Consider the following 26,038-nt stretch of genomic DNA (forward strand, 5'->3'; position numbering starts at 1 on the left):
GGATCACCGGGCAAGATTTGCGGACGGATGGCGTGACCCGATTCACGTCGCGCTTCGATCATGGCCACACCTTCAACGCACATTGAAAGAGGCCATCATGCAAAGCACTCCCTCCGCGAACCCGTACTCGAAGGTCATCGCGAACTCCAAGCGCGTCCGCTGGGACATCGACAACGACGTCATCCGTCACCGGCGATTCGATCTCGGCAGGATGTTCCTTCCGGGCGGCCTGTCGCTGGTGAACGAACTGGATTTCCTGACCGCGGATGACCGGCGCCTGTTGAGTCAGGTGCAGGGTCGAAGCTACGCCTACATCTTCGGCCTGGTGGAGCGATTCATCGGCGCCAAGGTGCTCGAGATCAGCCGGCAGCACGCACTCGGCGACCAGATGGCCCTGGAGGCACTGGTCCGCATGGCCGACGAGGAACTGAAGCACCAGGAGCTGTTCCGGCGCATGGAAGCCATGATGGCCGCCGACATGCCGGCGGGATACATGGCAACGGCCGAACCGAACGCCGTCGCGACCGCCGTGCTGAGCAAGAGCAACTGGTCGGTCCTTGCGCTGACGCTGGACATCGAGCTCTTCACGCTGGCTCACTATCGCGCCAGCATCGAGCCGCGGGACGACCTCTGCGAACTTTGGAAAGACGTCTTCCGGGCGCACTGGAAAGAGGAGTCGCAGCACGCCGTGCTGGACGAGATCGAGTTCCTTCGCGAGGACGCGCGCCTGAACGCCGACGAACGCGATGCGGCCGTCGGTGACCTGATCGACCTCGTCGTAGCGGTCGACGGCATCCTCCAGGCGCAGGCGCGCGCCGATGCGGCCTACTTCGAGTCGATCGCGAGCCATCGCTACGCCGATGCGCAACGCAGCGCCATCGCCTCCGGGATCCTGAAGGCGTACCGCTGGCAGTACATCGTGTCGGGCGTGATGGAGCCGCGATTCCAGAAGATTCTCTTCGGCGTTCTCGATGACAGGCAGGCTGCCCGGGTAACGGATGCGCTCCAGCCGCTGCTCTATGCGGTGCCCACACCATCGCCCATGGCATCCCTCCAGTAGCGCACCACGTGCCCACCGGCGTCCACGACAGGAGACCGAGATGCTGCCCGAGTTGATGCTGATGGGCTTCGCCGCCTGGACCTTGGTTCTCCTGCTCGCCACCGTGGGCGCCTACCGGCTGAGCCGGGTGTTCAGTGGCCGAGCGGGAATGAGCGAATTCCGCGCCGATCACGTCGAGGGCAAGGACTGGTACCAGCGCGCGATGCGCGCGCACGCGAACTGCCTCGAGAACCTGCCGGTGTTCGCCGTACTGGTCTACGTGCTGCGCGCCTGCAACGTCATCGATGTCGCGGTGGATCCGCTCTGCGTCGTCATCCTCGCGGCGCGGATCCCCCAGTCGCTGGTCCACGTCTGCTTCGCCCAGACGGATCGCGTCGTGTCGGTGCGCTTCGCGCTCTTCCTCGCTCAGTTCCTGAGCTTCTGTGCGCTGATCGCATTGATCGCTTTCCGTCGTTGAGCTCGGTCGGGTCCTGAAGACTGCGCTCGCGACGCCAGGATGCCGGGGGCACGCCGAACTCGCGCTTGAAGGCGCGGCTGAAGGCGGTGTCGGTTTCATAGCCGACTTCCAGCGCGATGTGGATCATGCTCAGGGCGCTGCGCCGCAGCAGATTGGATGCGAGCGCCATGCGCCACTTGCCGAGATACTGGATCGGAGGCTGCCCAACGTAGTGGGTGAACTTCTCGGCGAGGACCGAGCGCGATGTCCCGACCTCCCGCGCAAGGCTTTCGAGCGTCCATGGATGCGCCGGGTCCTCGTGCATGAGGGCGAGGCACTTGCCGACGACACGGTCGCGCAAGCCCGCGAGCCAACCTGTCTGGCCCTCGGACATCTGGGAGATGTACCGGCGCAGGGTCTCGACCACCAGCACCTCGGACAACTTCGCCAGCACGCCTTCACCGCCGGGTTGCGTTGATGCGGCCTCCGCCACCGCGTAGACGAAGGAACGCTCCACCCAGTCGGTCTTCTCGTCCCTCCTGAGGCTGACCGTCAGCACCCTGGGCAGGGTCGCCAGGACCGGCCGGCACAGGATGGGGTCGCATGACAGGTAGCCGCAGATGAAGCGGGTCGGCTCGCCGCCACCGCCCAGTTGCAGTTCGTCGGGCCGCTTGCGCAAGAGCGACCGCACATCGAGCAGCGGCCCGGGTCCGTCGATTCCGGACGAGGCCATCGTGTGGGCATCGCCATGCGGAAACAGGATGATGTCGCCCGCCTGAAGCCGGAGGGGCGGCATGCCGTCGAGCTTCACGGTGCACGAGCCGTCCACGAAGAAGTGATAGAAGAGCAGGCGCTCGGACCCGGCGTTGACCTGCCGGGCGACTGCATCCGCTTCCGGGGAAGCGAAGCACCATGGCGCGGTGAACCTGGCGTTGAAGAAGATCGCGCTGTTGAACTGCAGGACCTTCAAGACCTCGGACAAGGCATCCATATCGACCTCTCCTGCGCAGCGCGGGTTCAAGCCTGCAACGGCAACTGCGTGGTCGACATCACCTGCTTGAGCACCATGAAGGTCCGTATCTGCCGCACGCCCGGCAGGTACAGCAGTTGCTCTGCGTGCAGACGGTTGAAGCTGTCGTTGTCGCGCGTGCGCACCAGCATGAAGTAGTCGAACTCGCCAGTGACCACGTGACACTCCAGACAACCCGACACCTTTTGCACGGCCTTCTCGAAACTGGCGAACGACTCGGGCGTTGAACGGTCAAGGACCACGCCGATCATGACCAGCGTGCCGAAGTCCAGCGCCACCGGGTCGAGCAGCGCCACCACCTTCCTGATCAGCCCCATCGACTTGAGTCGCTCGACCCGCCTCAGGCAGGCCGGAGCGCTCAGGTTGACCTTGGCAGCGAGTGCCACGTTCGACACCGAGGCATCGCGTTGCAGCGCACGAAGGATGGCGCGATCCGTTCGATCCAGTCCATCCTTGGACGGCAATTTTGTTGCGCTCATGGTTTCATCGACAAAATAAATCTCGACTTTGTGTTCAATGCACAAATCACAGTGTCGCGATTCGCCCCGAATTTGCAACCATCAAACAGGCGATTCTTCCTACGATTCCTTCACCTCTTGAACAAGGAATCGCCCCATGAACCTTCAGAAATTCCCCCGCTACCCACTCACCTTCGGACCTACCCCGATCCAGCCATTGAGAAGGCTCAGCGCACACCTGGGCGGCAAGGTGGACCTCTATGCCAAGCGCGAGGACTGCAACAGCGGCCTCGCCTTCGGCGGCAACAAGACTCGCAAGCTCGAATACCTGATGCCTGAAGCCATCGAAGGCGGCTACGACACGCTGGTGTCGATCGGCGGCATCCAGTCGAACCAGACGCGACAGGTCGCCGCGGTGGCTGCGCACCTCGGCATGAAGTGCGTCCTGGTGCAGGAAAACTGGGTCAACTATTCCGACGCGGTGTACGACCGCGTGGGCAACATCGAGATGTCGCGCATCATGGGCGCGGACGTGCGACTCGATGCCGCCGGCTTCGACATCGGCATCCGCAAGAGTTGGGAGGACGCGATGGACAGCGTGCGCCAGGCCGGCGGCAAGCCTTTCCCGATTCCCGCAGGCTGCTCCGAGCATCCGAAGGGAGCGCTCGGCTTCGTGGGCTTCGCGGAAGAAGTGCGTCAGCAGGAAGCCCAACTCGGCTTCAAGTTCGACTACATCGTCACCTGCTCGGTCACCGGCAGCACGCAGGCCGGTATGGTGGTGGGCTTCGCGGCCGATGGACGTGCCGACCGCGTGATCGGCGTCGACGCGTCGGCCAAGCCCCGGCAGACCTTCGATCAGATTCTGCGCATCTCGAGGCATACGGCCGAGCTGGTCGAACTCGGCCGCGATATCACGGACAAGGACGTGGTGCTCGACACTCGCTTCGGCGGGCCGGAGTACGGGCTTCCGAATGACGGAACGCTCGAAGCGATCCGCCTGAGCGCCCGCATGGAGGCCATGCTGACCGACCCGGTGTATGAGGGCAAATCAATGCACGGGATGATCGAGAAGGTGAGGCTCGGTGAATTTCCCGCGGGCTCGAAGGTGCTGTATGTGCACCTTGGCGGCGTGCCTGCCCTCAACGCCTATAGCTTCCTCTTTCGCAACGGCTGAAGCGAGCCTTCTAGATAGCAGTGAAGCCTCCGTCGACTGCATGCGCATGGCCCGTCACGAACGATGCGTGATCGGAACACAGCCACATCACGACTGCGGCCACTTCGTCCGGCTCGCCGATGCGACCGATCGGGTGTAGCGCCGCCATGCGTGCCGGCATGTCCGGGTCGGTCTGGGCCCGTCGCTCAGACATGGCAGAACGAATGACGCCCGGGCACACGACATTGATGCGGATGTTCTTCCTGGCGAATTCTGCTGCCGTGGATCTGGTGAGTCCCACGACCGCGTGTTTGGAACCGGCATAGGTCGCGAGCCTCGGAGCGCCTGTGAGGCCGGCTACGGACGCGGTATTCACGATCGCGCCGCCCCCCTGCGTCGCCATCTGCCTCAGTTCATGTTTCAGGCACAGCCAAACACCCTTGACGTTCACCGCCAGGATTCGATCGAACACCGATTCGTCGCATTCAGTGATGGGTGCGCTTTCTATTTCGATGCCCGCGTTGTTGAAGGCACAGTCCAGTCGACCGTAAGCCTTGACGGTCGCAGCGACCAAGGCAGCCACTTCGCCCTCGCGCGTGACATCGACCTTCAGGAAGATCGCCTCGCCGCGCTGCGAGCGAATCAACGAAGCGGTTTCCTCGCCTGCAACAACATCGATGTCGGCCAACATCAGGCGAGCCCCGGCCTTCGCGAAGGAAAGCGCAGTGGCGCGGCCGATGCCACCGCCAGCGCCAGTGACGAGAACGGCCTTGCCCGTGAAATCGTGTGTCATCGACGTCTTTCGCCTCCGCAATGAAGGGTGCCTTATTCATTGTCCGCCAATCAGCGCTGCGAAGTGCACCCACATGTGGCGTTCGCCGTGGGGCATGCGGTTTGGAGACTCTCTTGCGGCGGGCAGCCGGAGGGGCAAGGCTTACACTGGAACTCCGGCGATCTCGAGGTCGCAGTTGTCCGATAGAGGAGCGCATGAACAAGGTTCAGGACTGGCTCGAGAAGCATCGGCTGACCCAACTCGCTGAGATCCTGGAGCGTGAGCAGATCGATTGGGACGCGCTGCTGGTCCTTTCCGCGGAAGATCTGAAGGATCTCGGATTACCGATCGGACTGCGCGCCAAATTCTCCGCTGCCTTGCAATCCCTTCGGGAGGGGGCTTCCATCTCGAACCCACTGGCGGATACCAGGCCGGAAGCCGCAGGTGAGGTCGCGGGAGCGCGCGACGAGGGCGAGCGCCGCCAATTGACGGCGCTGTTCTGCGACATGGTGGGCTTCACCGAACTGGCCAATCGCCTGGATCCGGAGGTACTGCAGCGCATCGTCCGCCGCTACGAGCAAGTCTGCTCCGTGTGCATTGCGCGATATGAGGGCTACGTCTTCCAACTCCTGGGCGACGGTATCGTGGCTTTCTTCGGCTACCCGCTTGCGCACGAGGGCGAGGCTGAGCGCGCCATTCGTGCGGGACTCGAGATCATCGACTCGCTGTCCAAGCTGGACATCCCCGATGTCGGACGCCTCGCGGTTCGAATCGGGATTGCAACCGGTGTGGTCGTGGTGTCTTCGGCAGGAAAGGTCGCGGTCGGGGAGGCCATGAATCTCGCCGCCCGACTGCAAGGCTTGGCCGAGCCAGGCCGTGTTCTGGTGAGCGATCGGGTGCATCGGCTGGCCCGAGGCAGCTTCGACTACGAGGCTCTGGGCGAGCAGATGCTCAAGGGCATCGCGAAGCCTCAACATGTCTATTGCGTCCTGGGTGTGAGCGAAGTGGTGAGCCGCTTCGACGCCGCGACTCAAGAGGGCTTGACGCCGCTGATTGGCCGTGAGCAGGAAATCGGTCTGCTTCTGGAGCGGTGGTCGCTCGCGCAGGAAAGCGAGGGCCAAGTGGTCGTGTTGTCAGGCGAACCTGGCATCGGCAAGAGCCGAATCCTGAATGCTTTTCAGGAGCGGGTCGAAAGCCGAGGCGCAAATGCCTTGCGCTTTCATTGCTCGCCGTACTATGTCAATAGCGCCTTCTGGCCCACCACGACCAACTTCGAAAGGGCGTTGAAGTTCAATCGCGACGAGCCCCCCGCGGTCAAGCTCGAAAAGCTCGAGGACCTGATCGTCAACGTCTACGGGCGGCCTTTGGCCGACGTCGGGTACATCGCATCCATGATGTCCATCCCGTGCGACGATCGCTACGGCACGAGTGCCGTGACATCGCAAAAGCGCAAGCAGGAGATACTGCGCACGCTGGTCGACCTGACTGAAGCTACCGCGCGCCGGCATCCCAGCGTCATGCTGTTCGAGGACGTGCATTGGGCCGACCCCACGTCCCTGGAAGTGCTCGACCTGTTGATCGATCGCGTTCGCACCATCCCGTTGCTCATCGTCCTTACGCACCGACCGGAATTTCAGTCGCGCTGGTCCGAGCAGGGCCACGTCAGCGCCCTGAATCTCTCCAAGCTGTCGCGCGCCCAGGGAGCCGCCCTGGTATCCAGGCTGGCGGGCGGCAAGGCGCTGCCGGAGGCGCTGCTCGAGGAGATTCTCGCGAGGACAGACGGCGTGCCCTTGTTCCTCGAAGAACTGACCAAGGCCATTTTCGAGTCGGGCGAACTCACGGAAAAAGTGGATCACTATGCGTTCCGTGGCGCTGCAAGCGGCATCACCATTCCTGCCACGCTCCGGGATTCGCTGATGGCGCGCCTGGACCGCTTCAATCCCGTGAAGGACATCGCGCAGATTGGCGCGGCGATCGGGCGCGCGTTCAGCTACGAGTTGATCGCGGCGATTGCGCCGATGACACAGGAACAACTCGACGATTCGCTCGCGCAGCTGACTGACTCGGGGCTGGCGTCTCGCCGAGGCATACCGCCCGAGGCGACCTACACCTTCAAGCACGCGCTGGTCCAGGACGTGGCTTATGACTCGCTGCTGAAGAGTCGCCGGCAGGAACTGCACGCCAAGATCGCCCGCGCGATCGAAGAGCGCTTCGCGGACATGAAGGCCACGCAGCCTGAAGTACTGGCCCACCACCTCACTGCGGCCGGCCTCGCGGCGGCCGCCATTCCGCAGTGGCAAAGCGCGGGCGAGCTGGCATTGAAGCGCATGGCCTTGATCGAGGCCATCTCGCATCTGAATCAAGGACTGAAACTGGTCCCCACGCTGCCGGGCTCCGTCGAGATCGAGAGGCGCGAACTCGCACTCCGGCGCGCCCTCGGCGTTTGCTGGATGGCCTCCAAGGGCTGGCCCGCACCTGAAGCTCGCGATAGCCTCCTGCCCGCACTGAGATTGGTGCGCTCCGCCGCATCGGGGCGGGACGTCGTGCCGGTCTACTGGGGCCTCTTCTCCAACACCTTGAGCCAGGGTCGGGTCGCCGAATCCGTCGAGTGGGCCGAGCAGTTGCTCGCGATGGGCCAGCAAAAAGATGACTCCGACATCCTGGTCACGGCGCACCTGATGATGAGCGTCTCGACGTTCTGGCTTGGCAAACTGCTGACCAGTCGCGCGCATGCGGAAGCGCTGGCGAGCATCTACGATCCAGCGAAGCACCGCCATATCGCCGATGCGATCAACCACGATCCACTGACCGGCGCTGGCGTCTACCTGGCGCAAGTGAGCTGGATGCTCGGATTCCCCGACCGCGCCGTCGCGGAGTGCAACGCAAAGGACGAGCACGCGCGCGCCCGTGGCCACGTATTCGATCTGGGATTTGCGCTGTGTGCCGGCGCTGACGTCTTCGAGTACCGGTGCGAACCCGAGGCACAACGCGCGCGCGTTCAGGAATCCGAACGGCTGGGCCGCGAGAACGGCCTGACCGTGCTCTGGCAGGTGATGGCGCCGCTGCGCTACGGAACCTCATCGATTCGCGCCGGGAAAGTGGCCGAAGGCGTGGGCCTCTTGCAGGCGGGCCTCGCCATGCGTGAATCCGGTGGCGGATATGGCGGAAGCAACCCGTACCTCAAGGCACTGCTCGCCGAAGGAATGGCCCTGGGAGGTGACATTCCGGGAGCTCTGCGGATCATCGAGATGCAGATCGAACAGGTCGAACGGCCGGGCTGGGGTGAACGCAGCCACTACGCCGAGATCCGGCGCCTGGAGGGATGGCTCCACGAGCTTCGTGGCGACGCAGAGGCTGCGGAAGCGAGCTACCGGATCTCGCTCGACTGGGCCCGTTCGCAACAGGCCCGCTCCTGGGAGCTGCGCACCGCCACCAGCCTGGCGCAAATGCTGCAGAAGCAGCAGAGGTCCGCCGAAGGACATGCATTGCTGGCCCCCGTCTACGATTGGTTCACCGAGGGATTCGAGACGCGGGACTTGCTGCGTGCGCGCGAGGTCATCGAGGCGCTTCGGCGAGAGGCGTGAAGCGCATGCCTATTGCCCTCCAAGGCGTCCGATCCACCGTAGCGCGCTGATGCTCGGCAAGAAGGTGTAGGCACCGCCGCGAGTGCGGATGAAGCGCGGCAGCCCACGCAACCGGATGGTGCCCTTGCTGGTTGCGACATCGAACCAGCTGGCATCCTGTTCGTTCGCACCCATCAGCGGGTCGTTGGAGCCCGTGATGCGCGGGTCCTGCAGTCCGAGATTGATCCAGTCGTACTGCACGGCCTCGAACTGAGCCGACAGATCGGCGCAAATGAAGTTGCCCAGGAGGCCCCGCTCGACGCCGGCGTCGCTCAGGGGAGCGGTCGGGTCGAATCGCGGGCCATAGGGCATGCCCCGGCGCACCAGCCGGCGTGTGTGATTGGCCATGCGTTGCACGATCCTGGCGCCTCGCGGGTTCACGCGTCGCGTGTGCGCGCCGAGCGGACATTTCAATCCCCCGGCATCGTCGACAAAGTCGTAGTTGGTATCGGAAACGGTCTCGCCAGGCAGGGGGTCGCGTGGCGATAGCGCCAGTGGCGTCCCGGTCCTCCACCGTCCCACGAGCTTGGCCGCGACGACTTCGCGCATGGCGGCCAGTCGTTGCGGCCGGGAAGCACGGTCTTGCTCGCTTCCGACCGGCAGCAGTTCGTCAGCCAGATGGCTGTCAAGCAAGCGTTCAGCGGCACGACTCAGAAATTCCTCGAACGCGGCCACGTTCTGCTCGAGGACACGAAAGGCATTGAATGCGCCGTTGAAGCCCAGCACAGTTGGCTCCGGCAGGCTCCACGTCAACTGCTCCAGCGCCGTGGGATAGCCCAGCAGCACAGTGCCCAGGGGCGCGCTCGGTTGATGGTCCACCTTCCCGGGCGGGCTGATACCTGCGAATCTCGGCTGCGATATGTTGTCTCGGTATCCAAAGTGCACCTCATCGCCGTTGAACTTGGCGCCCTCGTTGCGGCCACGGATGCTGAGCGACTTTCCTGCCATGCCCGACATCAAGGCCTGCTCGTGCCGGTCGAGCAGCGATGCGGTGTTCGCATGCAACGTCAGGACGAGATGAACCGCATCGCCGTCTTGAAACCACGGCTTCCAATGCGCGGGTGCGGAGTCCCCCCAGTCGCCGATCTTCGACGCGCGCGCGGCCATGCCTTCACGGAATGCCTCGGGAAACGAACGCGTGGCGGAGTCCGGAAGCCCCAGCGCTTGCAGTCCCGCGAAAGTGAGCCCGACGTTGAAGCACACGTCTGGCGGGTTCTCTCCCCAGTGCGCCGCGTCCGTGATCGCAGGGGCAAGCGAGCGATCCGGCCCTGCAGTCGCCCCGATCCACGCTCTTGCAGCGGACGCATCGGTCACCTGGGCGATGAGATGTCGCACCATCGACTTCGTGTAGCCGCGCAAGATGTTGCCCTGGACATCTGCCAGGTCGATGGGAGGCACTGCCGCCGCCGAAAGGTCCGGTTCGGCCATCACCACCCCATCCCGAGTTTTTGCCGAACTTGCGCGGCCGAATAGCCCGGGTATGCGCGATAGGCTCCGAGTTGAACATTCGGGTTCTTGTCCAACTGAAGCACCAGGTAGCGCGAAAGATCCTGCAGGTTGTCAAGACCCGGTGCGACAACCTCGATCAGCCTCGTCGGGTCATCGGGTAGCTGGAACGCGTCGCGCCGATGAACCCACTCGATGAACGCATCCACGTTCTGCCAACACGGCAAGGGCGGCGGGTCTTCAATCAAGCCTACGACGCCGTCGAAGGCGTTCCCCAGCGTCATGATGAAGTCGCGTATGTATGCGTGGAAATCGCCATCGTAGAAAGAAAACATGAGCAGGTTGTTGTCGACGATCGCGAACCGGGCGACATGCACCGTGCCTACGTTGTCCAGCGCGCTGTAGATTTCGTCGAGAGCCGACCCGACGACCATTGCGGCCTGGGCGCGGCCGATGGCCGTCTTGTTCTTCAATGGCATCACGAGGTTCATCGTCCGCATGATGTTGTCGCTCGGCTGCGGGCTGTCCCGGGGGCCACCGGGTGCGACCGGAGTCTTCTGGAGCCACGACCAGATGCGAATCAGGATTCGCTCGAGCAACTGCTTTGCCCAATCGATGATTCCGCTCATCGGGCGCTCCCCTGTCCCGAGTGCAATGGACACCCGATCGCACCACGTTCCTCGCTCCCGAGCACATAGATTTCGCCCCGCGCGCGGAGAATCTCGTCGCCAGACGGCTCGATTCCCGGTGGCAGGCGCATGGGATTGAAGCTCAACCTCTCCACGTCCACCAACTGCTCCTGGGCGACCTCATCGATGAAGAGCGTTCCCATGTTGACTGTCCGGCGAGTCACGGGCCAGGAAGTGGAAGGATCGTCCACCTCGTCGCCCGGGTCGCCGATCATCATCTTGAGCGTGAACTGGGTGGCGGACTGCGCCAGGCGGGCGCGCATCTCCTCGGTGAGGAAATCGGTGGCCTTGGCGGCCAGTTGTTCAGGGGGAACCGGAAAGACGCCGTCGACCGGCTGCCACGTGAAGCGCACAGGTCGGCGCTCGCCGTCGGGGCCGACGGCCACGAAGGTATGCACCGCATGGTAGGCAGTGCGCGCCCAACTCACCGGCACTTGGGAAAGTCCGGCTTCGATGGTGAAGGCTCGGACAAACGCGTGTGAACCGGCGTACTGCGCCAGCCCTGGTCCGCCGCTGACCGTCACGCCTGCCGGCAAAGTCGGCAGAGGGCTGCGCAGCATCAACGGATCGAGGATGTGCCGGCGAAACCAGGACTCCGGCTGCACGGGTTTTGGAACGAAGGCATTGGCAACGCCGAGAAAATCTTCCCTTGTCCTCGCGCCGAAAACATTCAGCGTCATAGACAGCAGGTCGTGGGCCGTGCTGTCGGCGTAGTGGAACTTGACCGCAAGCCCCCGGGTATCGGGCCTTTCGTCGTGTCGAACGAAATCGGAGGATCCGTTCGAAAAGCGGGCGGTGACGGGTACGGAGTGTCCTTGGAAGTGTTCCGCAATGCAGAAGGTCCTGGCCACTTCGGACGCCACGAAATGGCCTGTGACACCCAGACCATGGGTGTGTGCCCAGCGACTGTCGGCAGCATGTTCGCCAGGGGCATCCTTCTTGAACGCATCGAACATCTGCGCCGCCGAAACCTCCTGATGCATGGACAGCCCCTCAACGAAAGAGTCACGAGCGATCAAGCGAAACTCATGTTGTGCGAGCCCGTCGCTCGGAGGGCAAGGTCACCGCCCTGCCCGATCACGCGCAGCATGAACTTTTTGATTGTGGAGCGACGGGCGCATTTCGCGACCCCTGGACACGCTCAAGCCGAACGACGTCAGGATCCGACTGCGCATCCGCGTGCCGCGGCCCCTCGGGAATACCCGCACAGAAAATTGCCAAATCTTGCCTACATTGCTTGTATGCAAGAAAGCGAAAGACTTGCATGCAACCTTCCTCACGGAGATCCCCCATGCCTCGTTTCGCCAAATCGCTCTTCGGTCAGGTGGTCATCGCGCTGGTTCTCGGCGTGGTGGCGGGCCTGTTCTTTCCTGATTTCGCAGTCAAGCTCAAGCCGTTGGGAGATGGCTTCATCAAGCTGATCAAGATGATCATCCCGGTGCTGGTGTTCTGCGTGGTGGTGCACGGCATCGCCGGCGCGGGGGACCTGAAGCGCGTCGGGCGCGTCGGCGTCAAGGCGCTGATCTACTTCGAGGTGCTGACAACCATCGCCCTGGCGCTCGGGCTCGTGCTGGCCTTCGTGTTCAAGCCCGGCGTGGGCATGAACGTCGACCCCACGAAGCTCGACCCCGCAGCCATGAGCGCCTACGCATCGAATGCCGACAAGCTCACCAGCGGCGGCACGGTCGAGTTCCTCATGAAACTGATTCCGACCACGGTGGTCAACGCCTTCGCCACGGGCGACGTGCTGCAGGTGCTGCTCTTCGCGGTGCTGTTCGGCTGCGCACTCGCCCTGCTCGGCGATCGCGGGCGCCCGGTGGGGCTCGTCGTCGACGCGCTCTCGCTGGTGCTGTTCAAGATCATGGGGATCATCATCAAGCTGGCCCCGCTGGGTGTGCTCGGCGCCATCGCCTTCACGGTGGGGCAGTACGGCGTCGGCTCGCTGAAGCAACTCGGCATGCTGGTGGCGCTGTTCTATGCATCGGTGCTGCTCTTCGTCTTCGTGATCCTCGGCCTGGTGATGCGGCTCTCGGGCTTCAGCCTCGTCAAGCTGCTGCGCTACCTGCGCGAAGAGCTCACCATCGTCTTCGCCACCACGTCGTCGGACAGCGTGCTGCCGCAGATCATGGCCAAGCTGCGCTACATGGGCATCCGCGACTCGACCGTGGGCCTCGTGATCCCGACGGGCTACTCGTTCAACCTGGACGCCTTCTCGATCTACATCACGCTCGCCGCGGTCTTCATCGCCCAGGCGACCAACACGCCGATCTCGATGGCCGACCTGCTGACCATCCTGGCGATCGCCCTGGTCACGTCGAAGGGGGCGCACGGCGTGCCGGGCTCGGCGATCGTGGTGCTCGCAGCGACCTTGCACGCCATCCCCGCCATCCCGGCGATCGGTCTCGTGCTGGTGCTGTCGGTCGACTGGTTCATGGGGATCGCCCGCGCATTGGGCAACCTCATCGGCAACTGCGTCGCCACCGTCGCGATCGCCGCCTGGGAAGGCGACATCGACCGCGAGCGCGCCCATGCCGTGCTGAACGGCACGCACTCACCGGAAGACGAGCCGCTGGCCGAAGCGGAGCCGAGCCCCGTCGCCATCCAGCCTGCACATTGAGGTTCCCCGAATGACCGAAGTCTCTCCCACCACCATCGCCGAGCGCGTGGTCGAAGCCATCCTGGCGCAGAAGCTCGCGCCCGGCGAGCGCCTCGGCGAGCAGGCGCTGGCGGAGAACTTCGGCGTCAGCCGAACCATGGTGCGCGAGGCGCTGATGCAGTTGCAGGCACGCGGCTTCGTGGAGGTGCAGTCGCGCCGGGGTTGGTACGTGGTCGAGCCCTCGGCCGAAGAGGCGCGCGATGCTTTCGCGGCGCGCCGCATCGTCGAGTCCGGCATCCTGGCCGAAGCCGGCCGGCCGCTGTCCAAGGTGATCCGCAAGCTGCGCGAGCACATCGCGGACGAGAAACGCGCCATCGCCGGCGCCGATGCCGCCACCCGCGCTTTCCTGCTCGCGGATTTCCACGTCTGCCTCGCCGACCAGATGGGCCACCGGCTGCTGTGCGACGTGCTGCGCGACCTCACCGCGCGCACGACACTGGCGGCCACCCTCTTCCAGTCCAAGCACGAAGCCTCGCAATCCTGCGCCGAGCACACCGCCATCGTCGCGGCCCTCGAAGCGGGCGACACCGCGCGCGCCCGGCAACTCATGCTCGACCACATCGGCAATGTCGAACAAGCACTTCAGGTCGACGCCACCGCCGACCCCACGGCCGACGAACGGCTGCGCACGACCCTCGCCCCAGTAGCCCTGCCCCGCGCCGCGCGCTGAGCGGCCGTCGCGCATCGATCCCGGGAAAACCGCGGAACCGGCTTCGCCGGGCGGCTGGTGTTGCGACGGCCCGGGGTGGGCGGACTACACGAAGTGAGGCAGCCTGGGGGCGAGTTAGGATGGCTCATGAACTCACCGGCCCTACAGCGCGGCACCTTCATCTTCCTGCTGGCCGTCGTCACGATCGCGTTCGGCTGGATCCTGCTTCCGTTCTTCGGCGCGGTCATGTGGAGCGTGGCCCTCGCGATCCTCTTCACACCGGTCTATCGGCGGCTCGTCAAGAAAATGAGCGGGCGGCGCAACCTCGCCGCCTTCACGACGCTGATGCTGGCGACGATCATCGTGGTCATCCCCCTGGTGGTCATCACCGTGTCCGTGGTCGACGAGGTGTCGGTGGTCCAGCAGATGATCCGCTCCGGCAAGATCAGCTTCACCAGTTACTTCCAGCAAATCGTGAGCGCCCTTCCCCATTGGGCGCTCGACCTGCTCAACCGCTTCGGGCTCGGAAACGTCGAGGGCTTCATCGGCCGCGTGTCGGAATCCGCGCTGAAGAGCAGCCAGCTCATCGCGACGCACGCGGTGTCCATCGGGCAGAACACCTTCGAGTTCCTGGTCAGTTTCGGCATCATGCTGTACCTGCTGTTCTTCCTGCTGCGCGACGGCGGCGACCTGTCGAAGACCATCCGCAACTCGCTCCCCCTCGCGAAGCCGCACACCCACTACCTGCTCAACAAGTTCACGACCGTCATTCGCGCCACCATCAAGGGCAACGTCGCGGTCGCGGCGGCGCAGGGCATCATCGGCGGCATCGCCTTCTCCTTCCTCGGCGTGCAGGGCGCGCTGCTGTGGGGGGTGCTGATGGGCTTCCTGTCGCTGCTGCCCGCCGTCGGCGCGGCGCTGATCTGGGCGCCGGTGGCGATCTACTTCCTGGCCGTCGGCGAGATCGGCAAGGCGCTGACGCTGATCTTCATCGGCGTGTTCGTGATCGGGCTGGTCGACAACATCCTGCGGCCGCTGCTGGTGGGCAAGGACACGCAGATGCCGGACTACGTCGTGCTGATGTCCACCATCGGCGGCATCGCGCTCTTCGGCATCAATGGCTTCGTGATCGGGCCGGTGATCGCCGCGCTCTTCATGGCGGCGTGGGACCTGTTCGCCTCGTCGGGCGAAGGCGAGCGCGACGTGCCGCCGCTACCCTGAGCGGCTGCTCCACCAGTTGTCCCCGAAGCGCCCCTGCAGGAAGGCGACAAAGCTCGACACCTTGCCCGGCACCAGCTTCGGCGACGGGAACACGGCATGGATTTCCTGCGCGGCGAGCGCATGGTCGGCCAGCACCTCGACCACCTGCCCGGAGGCCAGCGAGTCGCTCGCCACGTAGCGCGGCATGAGTGCGATGCCCAGGCCCGCCCGCGCGGCGGCCAGCACGGCCGACACGTTGTTCGACCGCAGCCGGCCCGACACCGGCACGGTAATGGCCTCACCCTTGGGCGTCTGCAGTTGCCAGACGTCATCGCCGACCACGCTGCTGTAGATCAGCGCCACGTGCGCGCTCAGGTCCTGCGCCTTCTTCGGCGTGCCGTGTTTCTTGAGATAGGACGGCGCAGCCACCATCATCCAAGGGTTCATCCCGAGGAAGCGCGCCCCCAGCGACGAGTCGGCGAGCTTGCCCATGCGGATCGCGACGTCGATGCCCTGGGCCACGAGATCGACGTAGCGGTCCTCGAAGCTCAGGTCGACCTGCACCTGCGGATTCCGCGCCATGAATTCGAGCGCCAGCGGCACCACGACGCGGCGGCCAAACGCCGTCGAGGTGCCGATGCGCAACAGCCCCTGCGCCTGCGACTGCCGCAGCTTCACGATGCTCTCGGCCTCCTCCGCATCGCGGACGATCGCCTTGCACTTCTCATAGTAGAGCGCGCCCGATTCGGTCAGGCTCACGCCGCGCGTGTTGCGGTTGAGCAGCCGCACCTTCAGGCGCGCCTCGGTCGCCGCGACCTGCTTGGTCACGGTGGGCTGGGTGGTGTTGAACTCGCGCGCCGCCTTGGAAAAGCTGCCGGTCTCCACCACGCGCACGAACATCTCCATCGCTTGCAGTCGGTCCATGGCCTCATCCTAGCCACTTATTCCTCCATGGAATAGGCTTTATGGCACTGCGCCATCTTCTGCCGGATGCCTCGAATTCCTACAGTCGAGCCATCCCAAGGAGAATCAACATGGCAAAGATGACCGCGGCCCAGGCCGCCGTGCTCGTGATGGAAAAAGAAGGCGTGACACAAGCCTTCGGCGTACCCGGCGCCGCCATCAACCCGCTCTATTCCGCGCTGCGCAAGCAAGGCAGCATCGCGCACATCCTCGCGCGCCACGTCGAGGGCGCCTCGCACATGGCCGAGGGCTACACGCGCGCTGTCGCCGGCAACATCGGCGTGTGCATCGGCACCTCCGGCCCCGCAGGCACGGACATGATCACCGGGCTCTACTCGGCCTCGGCCGATTCGATCCCGATCCTCTGCATCACCGGCCAGGCACCGCGTGCGCGGCTCTACAAGGAAGACTTCCAGGCGGTGGACATCGAGTCGATCTCCAAGCCGGTCACCAAGTGGTCCGTCACCGTGCGAGAGCCGGGCCAGGTGCCGCAAGTGTTCCAGCAGGCCTTCCACCTGATGCGCTCGGGCCGGCCGGGCCCGGTGCTCATCGACCTGCCTTTCGACGTGCAGATGGCGCAGATCGAGTTCGACATCGACACCTACACCCCGCTCACGCCCTATCGGCCGGCCGCCACCCGCGCGCAGATCGAGAAGGCCATCGCCATGCTCAACGCTGCCGAGCGCCCGCTGATCGTGGCCGGCGGCGGCATCATCAATGCCGACGCCAGCGACCTGCTGGTGCGCTTCGCGGAGACCACGGGCGTTCCGGTGATTCCCACGCTCATGGCCTGGGGCGTCATCCCGGACAACCATCCGCTGATGGCCGGCATGTGCGGCCTGCAGACCAGCCACCGCTATGGCAACGCGACGATGCTCGCCAGCGACTTCGTGCTCGGAATCGGCAACCGATGGGCCAACCGCCACACGGGCTCGGTCGACGTCTACACGAAGGGCCGCACCTTCGTGCACGTGGACATCGAGCCGACACAGATCGGCCGTGTCTTCACGCCGGACCTGGGCATCGTGTCCGACGCCAAGGCCGCGCTCGAACTCTTCGTGCAGGTGGCCGAGGAAATGAAGGCCGAGGGCCGTCTGCCCAACCGTCGCACATGGGCCGGCGAATGCCTCGAGCGCAAGAAGACCATGCTGCGCAAGACCAACTTCAACGACGTGCCGATGAAGCCGCAGCGCGTGTACCAGTGCATGAACAACAACTTCAGCAACGACACCTGCTACGTGAGCACCATCGGGCTCTCGCAGATCGCGGCGGCGCAGTTCCTGCACGTCTACAACCCCCGCCACTGGATCAACTGCGGGCAGGCCGGTCCGCTGGGCTGGACCATCCCCGCGGCCCTGGGCGTGCGCGCGGCCGACCCGACGCGCAAGATCGTCGCGCTCTCGGGCGACTACGACTTCCAGTTCATGATCGAGGAACTGGCCGTCGGTGCGCAGTTCAAGCTGCCCTACATCCACATCGTGGTCAACAACTCCTACCTCGGCCTCATCCGCCAGGCGCAGCGCGGCTTCGAGATGGACTATTGCGTGCAGCTCGGCTTCGACAACATCAACGCCACGGAAGACAGCGGCGTCGAGCGCAGCTATGGCGTCGATCACATCAAGGTGGTCGAGGGCCTGGGCTGCAAGGCGATCCGCGTCTACGAGCAGGAAGAGATCAAGCCGGCGATCCAGCGCGCCGAAGCGCTCATGGCCGAGTTCAGCGTGCCGGTGGTGATCGAGGTGATGCTCGAAAGAGTGACCAACATCTCGATGGGCACCGAGATCGATGCCATCAATGAATTCGAACCGCTCGCAGAGCGGCCCGAAGACGCACCCACGGCCATTGCCGCCGCGATGCTGGACTGAACCCGAGGAGACAAGACACATGCCCAAGTTCGCAGCCAATCTCACGATGCTGTTCAACGAGCTGCCGTTCATGCAGCGATTCGAGGCCGCCGCCAAGGCAGGCTTCAAGGCTGTCGAGTACCTGTTCCCCTACGCGTACGACAAGAAGGAACTGGCCGCCGCGTTGCGCGCCAACGGCCTGGAGCAGGTCCTGCACAACCTGCCTGCGGGCAACTGGGACGCCGGCGAGCGTGGCATCGCCTGCCACCCGGACCGCGTGGGTGAGTTCCGCGAAGGCGTGGCCCGCGCGATCGACTACGCGACCGCGCTCGGCTGTCCCCAGGTCAACTGCCTGCTCGGCAAGCTGCCGGAAGGACTGACGAACGGCGATGCGCGCAAGGTGGTCGTCGACAACCTGCGCTTCGCGGCGAACGAACTTCAGGGTGCGGGCATCCGCTTGTTGATCGAGCCGATCAACAGTTTCGACATCCCTGGCTTCTATCTCACGCGCACCGACCAGGCGCTGTCGCTGATCGACGAAGTCGGCTCGCCCAACCTGCTGCTGCAGTACGACATTTACCACGCGCAGCGCATGGAAGGCGAACTCGGCGCGACGCTGACGAAGAACATCACGCGCATCGGCCACATCCAGCTCGCGGACAACCCCGGCCGTGGTGAGCCGGGTACGGGCGAGATCAACTATCCGTGGATCTTCCGGCACATCGACTCGCTGGGCTATGCCGGCTGGATCGGCTGCGAGTACAAGCCACGCGGCAGCACCCTCGACGGCCTGCAATGGCGCATCACCCTCACCCAATAAGAGAACGCTCAAGCAAGGAACGCAAAGCGACATGTCATCCAACGCACAAAAGATCGGTTTCATCGGCCTCGGCATCATGGGTGCCCCGATGGCGGGCCACCTGCTCGAAGCGGGCCACCAGCTGTTCGTCAACACGCACGGCAATGCGCCCGAGCCGTTTGCGTCGAGGGCAATGGTCTGCGCCTCCGCCACCGAGGTCGCACGCCAGGCCGACATCGTCTTCATCATGGTGCCGGACACGCCGGACGTGGAGAAAGTGTTGTTCGGCGAAGGCGGCGTCGCCGCCGGCCTGACGAAGGGCAAGACCGTGGTCGACTGCAGTTCGATCGATCCGATCGCGACCAAGGCGTTCGCCAAGAAGATCACCGACCTTGGCTGCGGCTACGTCGACGCGCCGGTCTCGGGCGGCGAGGTGGGCGCCAAGGCGGCAAGCCTCACGATCATGTGCGGCGGCGATGAAGGCACCTTCGGCCGCGTGAGGCCCCTGCTCGAGAAGATGGGCAAGAACATCACGCTGGTCGGCGGCGCGGGCGACGGCCAGGTCTGCAAGGTCGCCAACCAGATCATCGTGGCGCTCAACATCGCGGCGGTCGGCGAGGCGCTGGTGTTTGCATCGAAAGCCGGCGCCGATCCCGCCAAGGTGCGGCAGGCGCTCATGGGCGGTTTCGCGTCGTCTCGCATTCTCGAAGTGCATGGCGAGCGGATGATCAAGCGCACCTTCGCGCCGGGCTTCCGCATCTCACTGCACCAGAAGGATCTCAACCTTGCGCTGCAGGGTGCGCGAGCGCTCGGCGTGGCGCTGCCGCAGACCGCGAGCGCGGCGCAGCTCATGAATGCATGCGCGGCGCTGGGGCATGGGCAGCAGGATCACTCGGCGCTCGTTCGCGCGCTGGAGGCGATGGCGCAGCACCCCGTGGCGCCCGACGCTGCCTGAACCTTCGTGTGGCTGAGGGCCTACCAGGCGATCGGCGGAGCTCCGAAGGCCACAAGCTTCGCGTTGACCGCCTCGAACGGATTGGGCCCCTTCATGAAGCCCGGGGCCACCGGGTGCGGCAGCGCGACCTCGCCGGCGCGCGTGTCCCAGGTGCCCGCCTGGGTAGCTGCCAGCTTCACGCTTTCGCTCGCGAGCAGCTTTTGCGCCAGCGCGCCAAGACTGAGGAAAACCACCTGTCCGCTCTGGCGGGTCGCGATGGATCGCAGCACTTGGCCGACCACCGGCCGCCAGAAGGGGATGTGGCCGCGCGTCTGCTCCGGCGCGCCGCCCGACTTGTAGCGCGTGATCGTGAGCCCGGCATTGAGGAAGAGCACGCCCTGCGTCTGTTGCAGCCTGTCGAAGAGCGCGCGCGGCGATTCGAGCGCAACGGCAGGTGTGGCGATGTGGCGAACAAAGACGGTCCAGCTCATCTTCAGCACGGCCGGGTCATGGGTGCGCGCCGCGACCATCATGCGCAGCAGCACGCGCAGGCTGTTCGCGACAGATGCTGCCGGCAGACCCCAGGCGCCGATGTCACCCTGCTCGAAGGAACGGCCGGTCGCGCGGCCCAGCAGCGGGTAGGGGTCCTGCCCGATCAGCACGCAGCGCACATCTTCGGGGGCGATGCCGTCGAAGGCCCGGAACACGTGGGCATCGGTCGGCGCACCGGGCAGAGGCCTGTCCCGCCGCGACGGGTAGATCGGCTGCAGGTCGTCGCAGGTGAGCGTGCTGCCGACGGCGGTCGGATTGGGGCTGGCGCCAGCGAGCGCGGTGCGCCAGGCCGGCGTCAGGTCGTTCCGCCAGTTGACGGTGAAGTCGTTCAATGCGTCGCGCAGCAAAGCCATGGTGATGCGGCGTTCGCGACCGGGAATCGCAGCCGATCTGGATCGTGACGTGCCGCGGCCGGTCCCGCATCAGACAAAGGTGCTATGCCCGAAGCCAGGTCGCTCGGCGCGGCCGGCGCCATGGCCCCGCGTTCCACGTATGAAAAATCCAATTGAAAAAGCAGGCCAACTACGGGCCGCTCCCCCCCTGCATCGTCAAACTTTGGGGTAGCCTCTCTCCTGAGCCAAGAAGCAAGGAGACACTGATGGCAAACACACTATCCCCCGCCGAACAGGCACTGCGCGACGCGGCGCGTGAATACCACCGCTCGCCTGTCAAGGGCAAGATCTCGATCTCGCCCACCAAGCCTCTCCTCAATCAGCGCGACCTCTCCCTGGCCTATTCGCCGGGCGTCGCCTACCCCTGTCTCGACATCGAGGCCGACCCCTCGCTGGCGGCGGAATACACCTCGCGCGGCAACCTCGTCGGCGTGGTCACCAACGGCACCGCTGTGCTCGGCCTGGGCAACATCGGCCCGTTGGCGAGCAAGCCCGTGATGGAAGGAAAGGGCTGCCTGTTCAAGAAGTTCGCCGGCATCGACGTGTTCGACATCGAGCTCGCCGAGACCGACCCCGACAAGCTCGTCGACATCATCGCGGCGCTCGAACCCACGCTGGGCGGGATCAACCTCGAGGACATCAAGGCGCCCGAGTGCTTCTACATCGAGAAGAAGCTGCGCGAACGCATGAACATCCCCGTCTTTCACGACGACCAGCACGGCACCGCCATCATCTCGGCCGCCGCGCTGATCAACGGACTCGAACTCGTGGGCAAGAAGATCGAGGACGTGAAGATCGCCGTCTCCGGCGCGGGCGCCGCCGCCATTGCCTGCCTCGACGTGATGGTCGGCCTGGGCGCCAAGCACTCGAACATCTACGCGGTCGACTCCAAGGGCCTGATCTACATCGGCCGCGTAGGCGGCTTCGACGACTCGAAGACGCGCTACGCCCAGAAGGACACCGGCGCCCGCACGCTGGCGGACGTCATGAAGGACGCCGACGTGTTCCTCGGCTGTTCGGCACCCGGCGTGGTCACGCAGGACATGGTCAAGAGCATGGGGAGCCAGCCGATCATCCTGGCGCTCGCCAACCCCGAACCCGAGATCCGCCCCGAGCTCGCCAAGGCGGTGCGGCCCGACTGCATCATCGCGACCGGCCGCTCGGACTACCCGAACCAGGTCAACAACGTGCTGTGCTTCCCGTACATCTTCCGCGGCGCGCTCGACTGCGGCGCAAGCAAGATCACGGAAGAAATGAAGCTCGCCTGCGTGCGAGAGATCGCAGACCTCACCAAGGCCGACATCAGCGAGGAAGTCGCCACCGCCTACGCCGGGCAGGAGTTGTCCTTCGGGCCCGACTACATCATCCCCAAGCCCTTCGATTCGCGGCTGATCCTGCGCATCGCGCCTGCCGTGGCCAAGGCCGCGCAGGCTTCGGGCGTGGCGACGCGGCCCATCGACGACCTGGAAACCTACCGACAGCACCTGACGCGCTTCGTCTACCAGACCGGCATGTTCATGCGCCCGGTGTTCACCGCCGCCAAGCTCGCGACCGCCAAGCGCGTGGCCTACGCCGAAGGCGAGGACGATCGCGTGCTGCGTGCCGCCCAACTGGCCGTCGACGAAGGCCTTGCCAAGCCGATCCTCGTGGGCCGTCCGGCCGTGATTGAAGCGCGCATCAAGAAGGCCGGGTTGCACATCCGCGTGGGCACCGATGTCGAGTGCGTCGACCCTGAAGACGATCCGCGCTTCCGGACCTACTGGGAGACGTACCACAAGCTCATGGGCCGCCGGGGCATCACGCCTGAAGCTTCCAAGGCCATGGTTCGCCGCTCGAACACGACCATTGCCTCGCTGATGGTTCACCTGGGCGATGCCGACGCGATGCTGTGCGGCCTGGTCGGTCGCTTCGACAGCCACCTCAAGATCCTGGACAACGTGCTGGGCCTCAAGCCCGGCGCGCCCGGCTTCGCGACGCTCAATGCGCTCACGCTCGAGAAGTACACGCTCTTCATCGCCGACACCAACGTGCACGAGGACCCGAACGCCGAGACGCTCGCGAACATCGCGATGATGGCTGCGGAAGAAGTGCGCCGCTTCGGCCTGCCGCCCAAGGTCGCCTTCCTGTCGCATTCCAACTTCGGCTCGTCGGACCGCGCCTCGGCACGCAAGATGCGGCTCGCGCGCGAACTGTTCGCCAAGATGGCACCCGACATCGAATGCGACGGCGAGATGCACGGCGATGCCGCGCTGTCCGAGGAAGTGCGGGGCAAGGCCCTGCCTGAAAGCAGGCTCACGGGCGAGGCCAACCTGCTGATCTGCCCGAACCTCGATGCGGCCAACATCCTCTTCAACGTGCTGAAGATGACCGGCGGCAACGGCGTGACGGTCGGACCGATCCTCATGGGCGCGCAAGGCTCGGCCCACATCCTGACAGCGTCGGCCACCGTTCGACGCGTCGTCAACATGACGGCGCTGGCCGTCGCCAACGCCAGCAGCCACCGCTAGGTCGCGCACCAAAAGTGACGCCCCGCCGCGGTGCACGCGACGGGGCGTCTTGACGTCCGGCTGTCGCCTGCGCGGACTCGCAAAGGCCCTCCCGGCCATGCACCCCATTGGCCCATCGGAAGGGTTCGCACCAATCGCGTGCCGGCACCGTTTTTGCTTGAATCCCGTGCATTCACCTTCCACGGAATCCTCCTGCATGAACAAGCGCCAACTGATCCAGACTTTCCTCGCCGTATCGGCTCTGAGCTTCGGCCTGGGCACCGCCCACGCCCAGACGACGCCGATCAAGTTCCAGCTCGACTGGCGCTTCGAGGGGCCCGGCGCTTTCTTCACGCACCCTGCCGCCAAGGGCTACTTCAAGGCCAGCGGCCTCGACGTCACGGTCGATGCGGGCAACGGCTCCGGCGGCGCGGTCACGCGCGTGGCGTCGGGCGCCTACGACATGGGCTTCGCCGACCTCGCGGCGCTGATGGAGTTCCATGCCAACAACCCCGACAGCCCGAACAAGCCGGTCGCGGTCATGATGGTCTACAACAACACGCCGGCATCGGTCATGGCGCTCAAGAAGAGCGGCATCACCAAGCCCGCCGACCTCACGGGCAAGAAGCTCGGCGCGCCGGTGTTCGATGCGGGCCGCCGCTCGTTCCCGATCTTCGCCAAGGCCAACAACGTCGGCGCGGTGAACTGGACCGCGATGGACCCGACCCTGCGCGAAACCATGTTGATGCGCGGCGACATCGACGCCATCACCGGCTTCACCTTCACCTCGCTGCTGAACCTCGAAGCACGCGGCGCCAAGACGGCCGACGTGGTCATCCTCCCCTACCCCGACTTCGGCGTGAAGCTCTACGGCAACGCAATCATCGCCTCGCCCAAGCTCATCAAGGAGAACCCGGCTGCCGTGAAAGCCTTCCTGCTGGCATTCACCAAGGGCGCCAAGGAAGTGATCGCCAGCCCCGCGGTCGCCATCGAATCCATCAAGGCGCGCGACGGCATCGTCAACAGCGAACTGGAAACGCGCCGCCTCAAGCTCGCGATCGACACCGTGGTCAACACAGCCGATGCGCGCGCCGAAGGCTTCGGCCAGGTCAACGCCGGCCGCCTGTCGCTGATGGCGTCGCAAGTGTCGGATGCGTTCGCGACCAAGACCCGCGTCAATCCCGAGGCGGTATGGAACGGCGCCATGCTGCCCACCAGCGCCGAACTGAACATCCTTCGCAAGTGATGGGGGAAACGCAGAGCCCCCCCTTCGTCGACTTCCAGGACGTCTGGCTCGCCTACAACGAGGAATTGCTTCGCGCCAACCACTTCGCGGTCGAGGCCATCGACCTGCAGGTGAAGCGCGGGGAATTCATTGCCATCGTCGGCCCTTCGGGCTGCGGCAAGTCGACCTTCATGAAGCTCACGACGGGGCTCAAGATGCCGTCGATGGGCAAGATCAGGATCGACGGCGAACCCGTCACCGGGCCGCTGAAGATCTCGGGCATGGCCTTCCAGGCGCCGTCGCTGCTGCCCTGGAGAACGACGGTCGACAACGTGTTGCTGCCGCTGGAGATCGTCGAGCCCTACCGCTCGACCTTCAAGGCCAAGCGCAAGGAATACGTCGAGCGCGCCCGCCGGCTGTTGCAGAAGGTCGGCCTCGGCGGCTACGAGGACAAGTTCCCGTGGCAGCTGTCCGGCGGCATGCAGCAGCGCGCGAGCATTTGCCGGGCGCTCATCCATGAGCCCAAGATGCTGCTGCTCGACGAGCCTTTCGGCGCACTCGACGCGTTCACGCGCGAGGAGTTGTGGTGCATCCTGCGCGACCTCTGGACCGAGCAGCAGTTCAACGTGATCCTGGTCACGCACGACCTGCGCGAATCGGTGTTCCTCGCCGACACGGTCTATGTGATGAGCAAAAGCCCCGGCCGCTTCGTCGTGAAGCGCGAGATCGAGCTGCCGCGCCCGCGCGAGCTGGAACTGACCTACACCAAGGAGTTCACCGACATCGTGCTCGAGCTGCGCAGCCACATCGGCGCCATCCGCAGCAATGCGCCTACCGCATCGGCGCCTGCCGTGATCCCGCAATAAGCATTTCATGAAGAACAACAAGCAAATCGAACGCTGGTCTCCGTGGCTCCTGCTGGTGGCGGTCCTCGTTCTGTGGCAAGTCATCTGCTCGGGCTTCGGCGTGTCGGAGTTCATCTTTCCGAGCCCGTGGCGCATCTGGACGCAGTTCTGGGAATTCAAGGAAATCATCGCCGGCCACGCGTGGCGCACCTTCTGGGTCACGATGGCGGGCTTCGGCATCGCGATCGTGGTGGGCGTGCTGCTGGGCTTCGTGATCGGTAGCTCGCGCCTCGCCTATGCGGCGGTATACCCGCTGATGACGGCTTTCAACGCACTGCCCAAGGCGGCCTTCGTGCCCATCCTGGTGGTGTGGTTCGGCATCGGCGTCGGCCCGGCGATCCTCACGGCCTTTCTCATCAGCTTCTTCCCGATCATGGTCAACATCGCGACCGGCCTCGCGACGCTGGAACCCGAGCTCGAAGATGTGCTGCGCGTGCTCGGCGCCAAGCGCTGGGACGTGCTGATGAAGATTGGCCTGCCGCGTTCGATGCCCTACTTCTACGGCTCGCTCAAGGTGGCGATCACGCTGGCCTTCGTCGGCACCACGGTGTCGGAGATGACGGCTGCCAACGAGGGCATCGGCTACCTGCTGATCTCCGCCGGCTCGGCGATGCAGATGGGCCTGGCCTTCGCGGGCCTGATGGTGGTGGGTGCGATGGCGATGCTGATGTACGAGTTGTTCAGCGCCATCGAAAAGCACACGACTGCCTGGGCGCACCGCGGCTCGCAGAACGAGTGACGCGCGGCAGGGGCGCTGGAAGGAGCC

Annotated in this window: 21 protein-coding genes and 1 pseudogene; 14 read left to right on the forward strand and 8 right to left on the reverse strand. The window is 64.9% G+C overall.

Going from position 1 to position 26,038, the window contains the following annotated elements; genetic code table 11:
* Nucleotides 1-97: 97 nt before the first annotated feature.
* Nucleotides 98-1,060 (forward strand): hypothetical protein, encoded by a 963-nt coding sequence (locus tag QTH97_RS15385; RefSeq protein WP_286569128.1) that lies wholly within the window; start codon nucleotides 98-100, stop codon nucleotides 1,058-1,060.
* Between the two features lie 40 nt (nucleotides 1,061-1,100).
* Nucleotides 1,101-1,517: an MAPEG family protein gene (locus QTH97_RS15390; protein ID WP_286569130.1), complete on the forward strand. Its 417-nt coding sequence runs from the start codon at nucleotides 1,101-1,103 to the stop codon at nucleotides 1,515-1,517.
* A gap of 40 nt (nucleotides 1,518-1,557) precedes the next feature.
* Here the strand turns inward: QTH97_RS15390 and QTH97_RS15395 are convergent.
* Both QTH97_RS15395 and QTH97_RS15400 read right to left on the reverse strand, forming a co-directional pair.
* Nucleotides 1,558-2,487, reverse strand: a pseudogene (locus tag QTH97_RS15395) (AraC family transcriptional regulator); the annotation flags it as partial.
* A gap of 26 nt (nucleotides 2,488-2,513) precedes the next feature.
* Nucleotides 2,514-3,005 carry an Lrp/AsnC family transcriptional regulator gene (locus QTH97_RS15400; RefSeq protein ID WP_286569131.1) on the reverse strand — a complete coding sequence of 164 codons (492 nt, stop codon included), beginning with the start codon at nucleotides 3,003-3,005 and terminating at the stop codon, nucleotides 2,514-2,516.
* 136 nt (nucleotides 3,006-3,141) lie between these two features.
* Between QTH97_RS15400 and QTH97_RS15405 the strand changes: the two genes are divergently transcribed.
* Nucleotides 3,142-4,158 carry a 1-aminocyclopropane-1-carboxylate deaminase gene (locus QTH97_RS15405; RefSeq protein WP_286569132.1) on the forward strand — a complete coding sequence of 339 codons (1,017 nt, stop codon included), beginning with the start codon at nucleotides 3,142-3,144 and terminating at the stop codon, nucleotides 4,156-4,158.
* A gap of 10 nt (nucleotides 4,159-4,168) precedes the next feature.
* Here QTH97_RS15405 and QTH97_RS15410 read toward each other — a convergent pair whose 3' ends face one another.
* Nucleotides 4,169-4,930 (reverse strand): SDR family oxidoreductase, encoded by a 762-nt coding sequence (locus QTH97_RS15410; RefSeq protein ID WP_286569134.1) that lies wholly within the window; start codon nucleotides 4,928-4,930, stop codon nucleotides 4,169-4,171.
* 194 nt (nucleotides 4,931-5,124) lie between these two features.
* Between QTH97_RS15410 and QTH97_RS15415 the strand changes: the two genes are divergently transcribed.
* Nucleotides 5,125-8,493 (forward strand): AAA family ATPase, encoded by a 3,369-nt coding sequence (locus QTH97_RS15415; protein WP_286569136.1) that lies wholly within the window; start codon nucleotides 5,125-5,127, stop codon nucleotides 8,491-8,493.
* Between the two features lie 9 nt (nucleotides 8,494-8,502).
* On the opposite strand, the gene QTH97_RS15420 is transcribed toward QTH97_RS15415, so the two are convergent.
* The 3 genes from QTH97_RS15420 to QTH97_RS15430 form a co-directional block, all read right to left on the reverse strand.
* Entirely contained in the window at nucleotides 8,503-9,960 is a 1,458-nt protein-coding gene (locus tag QTH97_RS15420; protein WP_286569137.1) for a Dyp-type peroxidase, read from the reverse strand.
* Entirely contained in the window at nucleotides 9,960-10,469 is a 510-nt protein-coding gene (locus tag QTH97_RS15425; protein ID WP_286569138.1) for a hypothetical protein, read from the reverse strand. The genes QTH97_RS15420 and QTH97_RS15425 overlap by 1 nt, the downstream gene beginning before the upstream one ends.
* A 134-nt stretch (nucleotides 10,470-10,603) precedes the next feature.
* Nucleotides 10,604-11,686, reverse strand: coding sequence for a catalase (locus QTH97_RS15430; RefSeq protein WP_286569139.1), 1,083 nt, complete (start codon nucleotides 11,684-11,686; stop codon nucleotides 10,604-10,606).
* Nucleotides 11,687-11,958: 272 nt separating this feature from the next.
* Here QTH97_RS15430 and QTH97_RS15435 point away from each other — a divergent pair, with 272 nt between their 5' ends.
* The 3 genes from QTH97_RS15435 to QTH97_RS15445 all read left to right on the forward strand — a co-directional run bounded on the left by QTH97_RS15435 (nucleotide 11,959) and on the right by QTH97_RS15445 (nucleotide 15,193).
* The gene (locus tag QTH97_RS15435; RefSeq protein ID WP_286569140.1) at nucleotides 11,959-13,284 is read left to right on the forward strand and encodes a C4-dicarboxylate transporter DctA; all 1,326 of its coding nucleotides are present in this window, start codon (nucleotides 11,959-11,961) and stop codon (nucleotides 13,282-13,284) included.
* 10 nt (nucleotides 13,285-13,294) lie between these two features.
* A complete protein-coding gene (locus QTH97_RS15440) occupies nucleotides 13,295-13,993 on the forward strand; it encodes a GntR family transcriptional regulator (protein ID WP_286569141.1) in 699 nt (232 codons plus the stop codon).
* Between the two features lie 126 nt (nucleotides 13,994-14,119).
* Nucleotides 14,120-15,193, forward strand: a complete 1,074-nt coding sequence (locus tag QTH97_RS15445) for an AI-2E family transporter (protein WP_286569142.1) — start codon at nucleotides 14,120-14,122, stop codon at nucleotides 15,191-15,193.
* On the opposite strand, the gene QTH97_RS15450 is transcribed toward QTH97_RS15445, so the two are convergent.
* On the reverse strand, nucleotides 15,185-16,096 hold the full coding sequence (locus QTH97_RS15450; RefSeq protein ID WP_286569143.1) for a LysR family transcriptional regulator: 912 nt from the start codon (nucleotides 16,094-16,096) through the stop codon (nucleotides 15,185-15,187). The genes QTH97_RS15445 and QTH97_RS15450 overlap by 9 nt on opposite strands.
* 110 nt (nucleotides 16,097-16,206) lie before the next feature.
* On the opposite strand from QTH97_RS15450, the gene gcl reads away from it, so the two are divergent.
* From gcl to QTH97_RS15465, 3 genes are read left to right on the forward strand one after another with little or no spacing between them, the layout of a single operon-like run.
* A complete protein-coding gene (gene gcl, locus QTH97_RS15455) occupies nucleotides 16,207-18,000 on the forward strand; it encodes a glyoxylate carboligase (RefSeq protein ID WP_286569144.1) in 1,794 nt (597 codons plus the stop codon).
* Between the two features lie 19 nt (nucleotides 18,001-18,019).
* Nucleotides 18,020-18,799 carry a hydroxypyruvate isomerase gene (gene hyi, locus QTH97_RS15460; RefSeq protein WP_286569145.1) on the forward strand — a complete coding sequence of 260 codons (780 nt, stop codon included), beginning with the start codon at nucleotides 18,020-18,022 and terminating at the stop codon, nucleotides 18,797-18,799.
* A 31-nt stretch (nucleotides 18,800-18,830) separates the two neighbouring features.
* Nucleotides 18,831-19,733 carry a 2-hydroxy-3-oxopropionate reductase gene (locus tag QTH97_RS15465; protein WP_286569146.1) on the forward strand — a complete coding sequence of 301 codons (903 nt, stop codon included), beginning with the start codon at nucleotides 18,831-18,833 and terminating at the stop codon, nucleotides 19,731-19,733.
* Nucleotides 19,734-19,753: 20 nt separating this feature from the next.
* On the opposite strand, the gene QTH97_RS15470 is transcribed toward QTH97_RS15465, so the two are convergent.
* Nucleotides 19,754-20,617, reverse strand: coding sequence for a uracil-DNA glycosylase family protein (locus tag QTH97_RS15470; RefSeq protein WP_286569148.1), 864 nt, complete (start codon nucleotides 20,615-20,617; stop codon nucleotides 19,754-19,756).
* A 245-nt stretch (nucleotides 20,618-20,862) separates the two neighbouring features.
* On the opposite strand from QTH97_RS15470, the gene QTH97_RS15475 reads away from it, so the two are divergent.
* From QTH97_RS15475 to QTH97_RS15490, 4 genes are all read left to right on the forward strand, one after another.
* The gene (locus tag QTH97_RS15475) at nucleotides 20,863-23,163 is read left to right on the forward strand and encodes an NADP-dependent malic enzyme (protein ID WP_286569150.1); all 2,301 of its coding nucleotides are present in this window, start codon (nucleotides 20,863-20,865) and stop codon (nucleotides 23,161-23,163) included.
* Between the two features lie 196 nt (nucleotides 23,164-23,359).
* On the forward strand, nucleotides 23,360-24,388 hold the full coding sequence (locus QTH97_RS15480; protein WP_286569151.1) for an ABC transporter substrate-binding protein: 1,029 nt from the start codon (nucleotides 23,360-23,362) through the stop codon (nucleotides 24,386-24,388).
* Nucleotides 24,388-25,233 carry an ABC transporter ATP-binding protein gene (locus QTH97_RS15485; protein ID WP_286569153.1) on the forward strand — a complete coding sequence of 282 codons (846 nt, stop codon included), beginning with the start codon at nucleotides 24,388-24,390 and terminating at the stop codon, nucleotides 25,231-25,233. Before QTH97_RS15480 ends, QTH97_RS15485 begins: the two co-directional genes overlap by 1 nt.
* A gap of 7 nt (nucleotides 25,234-25,240) precedes the next feature.
* Nucleotides 25,241-26,011 carry an ABC transporter permease gene (locus QTH97_RS15490; RefSeq protein WP_286569154.1) on the forward strand — a complete coding sequence of 257 codons (771 nt, stop codon included), beginning with the start codon at nucleotides 25,241-25,243 and terminating at the stop codon, nucleotides 26,009-26,011.
* The last annotated feature ends 27 nt before the right edge of the window (nucleotides 26,012-26,038 follow it).

Origin of the sequence: Variovorax gracilis, assembly GCF_030317115.1 — a bacterium.
Taxonomy (GTDB): domain Bacteria; phylum Pseudomonadota; class Gammaproteobacteria; order Burkholderiales; family Burkholderiaceae_C; genus Variovorax; species Variovorax gracilis.

Excerpts from the sequence above, each read along its gene's own strand:
- QTH97_RS15410 (WP_286569134.1), bottom strand. The coding sequence starts at position 4,930 with ATGACACACGATTTCACGGGCAAGGCCGTTCTCGTCACTGGCGCTGGC.
- QTH97_RS15475 (WP_286569150.1), top strand. The coding sequence starts at position 20,863 with ATGGCAAACACACTATCCCCCGCCGAACAGGCACTGCGCGACGCGGCG.
- QTH97_RS15485 (WP_286569153.1), top strand. The coding sequence starts at position 24,388 with ATGGGGGAAACGCAGAGCCCCCCCTTCGTCGACTTCCAGGACGTCTGG.
- gcl (WP_286569144.1), top strand. The coding sequence starts at position 16,207 with ATGGCAAAGATGACCGCGGCCCAGGCCGCCGTGCTCGTGATGGAAAAA.
- QTH97_RS15445 (WP_286569142.1), top strand. The coding sequence starts at position 14,120 with ATGAACTCACCGGCCCTACAGCGCGGCACCTTCATCTTCCTGCTGGCC.
- QTH97_RS15420 (WP_286569137.1), bottom strand. The coding sequence starts at position 9,960 with ATGGCCGAACCGGACCTTTCGGCGGCGGCAGTGCCTCCCATCGACCTG.
- QTH97_RS15415 (WP_286569136.1), top strand. The coding sequence starts at position 5,125 with ATGAACAAGGTTCAGGACTGGCTCGAGAAGCATCGGCTGACCCAACTC.
- QTH97_RS15435 (WP_286569140.1), top strand. The coding sequence starts at position 11,959 with ATGCCTCGTTTCGCCAAATCGCTCTTCGGTCAGGTGGTCATCGCGCTG.
- QTH97_RS15490 (WP_286569154.1), top strand. The coding sequence starts at position 25,241 with ATGAAGAACAACAAGCAAATCGAACGCTGGTCTCCGTGGCTCCTGCTG.
- QTH97_RS15390 (WP_286569130.1), top strand. The coding sequence starts at position 1,101 with ATGCTGCCCGAGTTGATGCTGATGGGCTTCGCCGCCTGGACCTTGGTT.
- QTH97_RS15440 (WP_286569141.1), top strand. The coding sequence starts at position 13,295 with ATGACCGAAGTCTCTCCCACCACCATCGCCGAGCGCGTGGTCGAAGCC.
- QTH97_RS15425 (WP_286569138.1), bottom strand. The coding sequence starts at position 10,469 with ATGAACCTCGTGATGCCATTGAAGAACAAGACGGCCATCGGCCGCGCC.
- QTH97_RS15400 (WP_286569131.1), bottom strand. The coding sequence starts at position 3,005 with ATGAGCGCAACAAAATTGCCGTCCAAGGATGGACTGGATCGAACGGAT.
- QTH97_RS15405 (WP_286569132.1), top strand. The coding sequence starts at position 3,142 with ATGAACCTTCAGAAATTCCCCCGCTACCCACTCACCTTCGGACCTACC.
- QTH97_RS15450 (WP_286569143.1), bottom strand. The coding sequence starts at position 16,096 with ATGGACCGACTGCAAGCGATGGAGATGTTCGTGCGCGTGGTGGAGACC.
- QTH97_RS15470 (WP_286569148.1), bottom strand. The coding sequence starts at position 20,617 with ATGGCTTTGCTGCGCGACGCATTGAACGACTTCACCGTCAACTGGCGG.
- hyi (WP_286569145.1), top strand. The coding sequence starts at position 18,020 with ATGCCCAAGTTCGCAGCCAATCTCACGATGCTGTTCAACGAGCTGCCG.
- QTH97_RS15465 (WP_286569146.1), top strand. The coding sequence starts at position 18,831 with ATGTCATCCAACGCACAAAAGATCGGTTTCATCGGCCTCGGCATCATG.
- QTH97_RS15480 (WP_286569151.1), top strand. The coding sequence starts at position 23,360 with ATGAACAAGCGCCAACTGATCCAGACTTTCCTCGCCGTATCGGCTCTG.
- QTH97_RS15385 (WP_286569128.1), top strand. The coding sequence starts at position 98 with ATGCAAAGCACTCCCTCCGCGAACCCGTACTCGAAGGTCATCGCGAAC.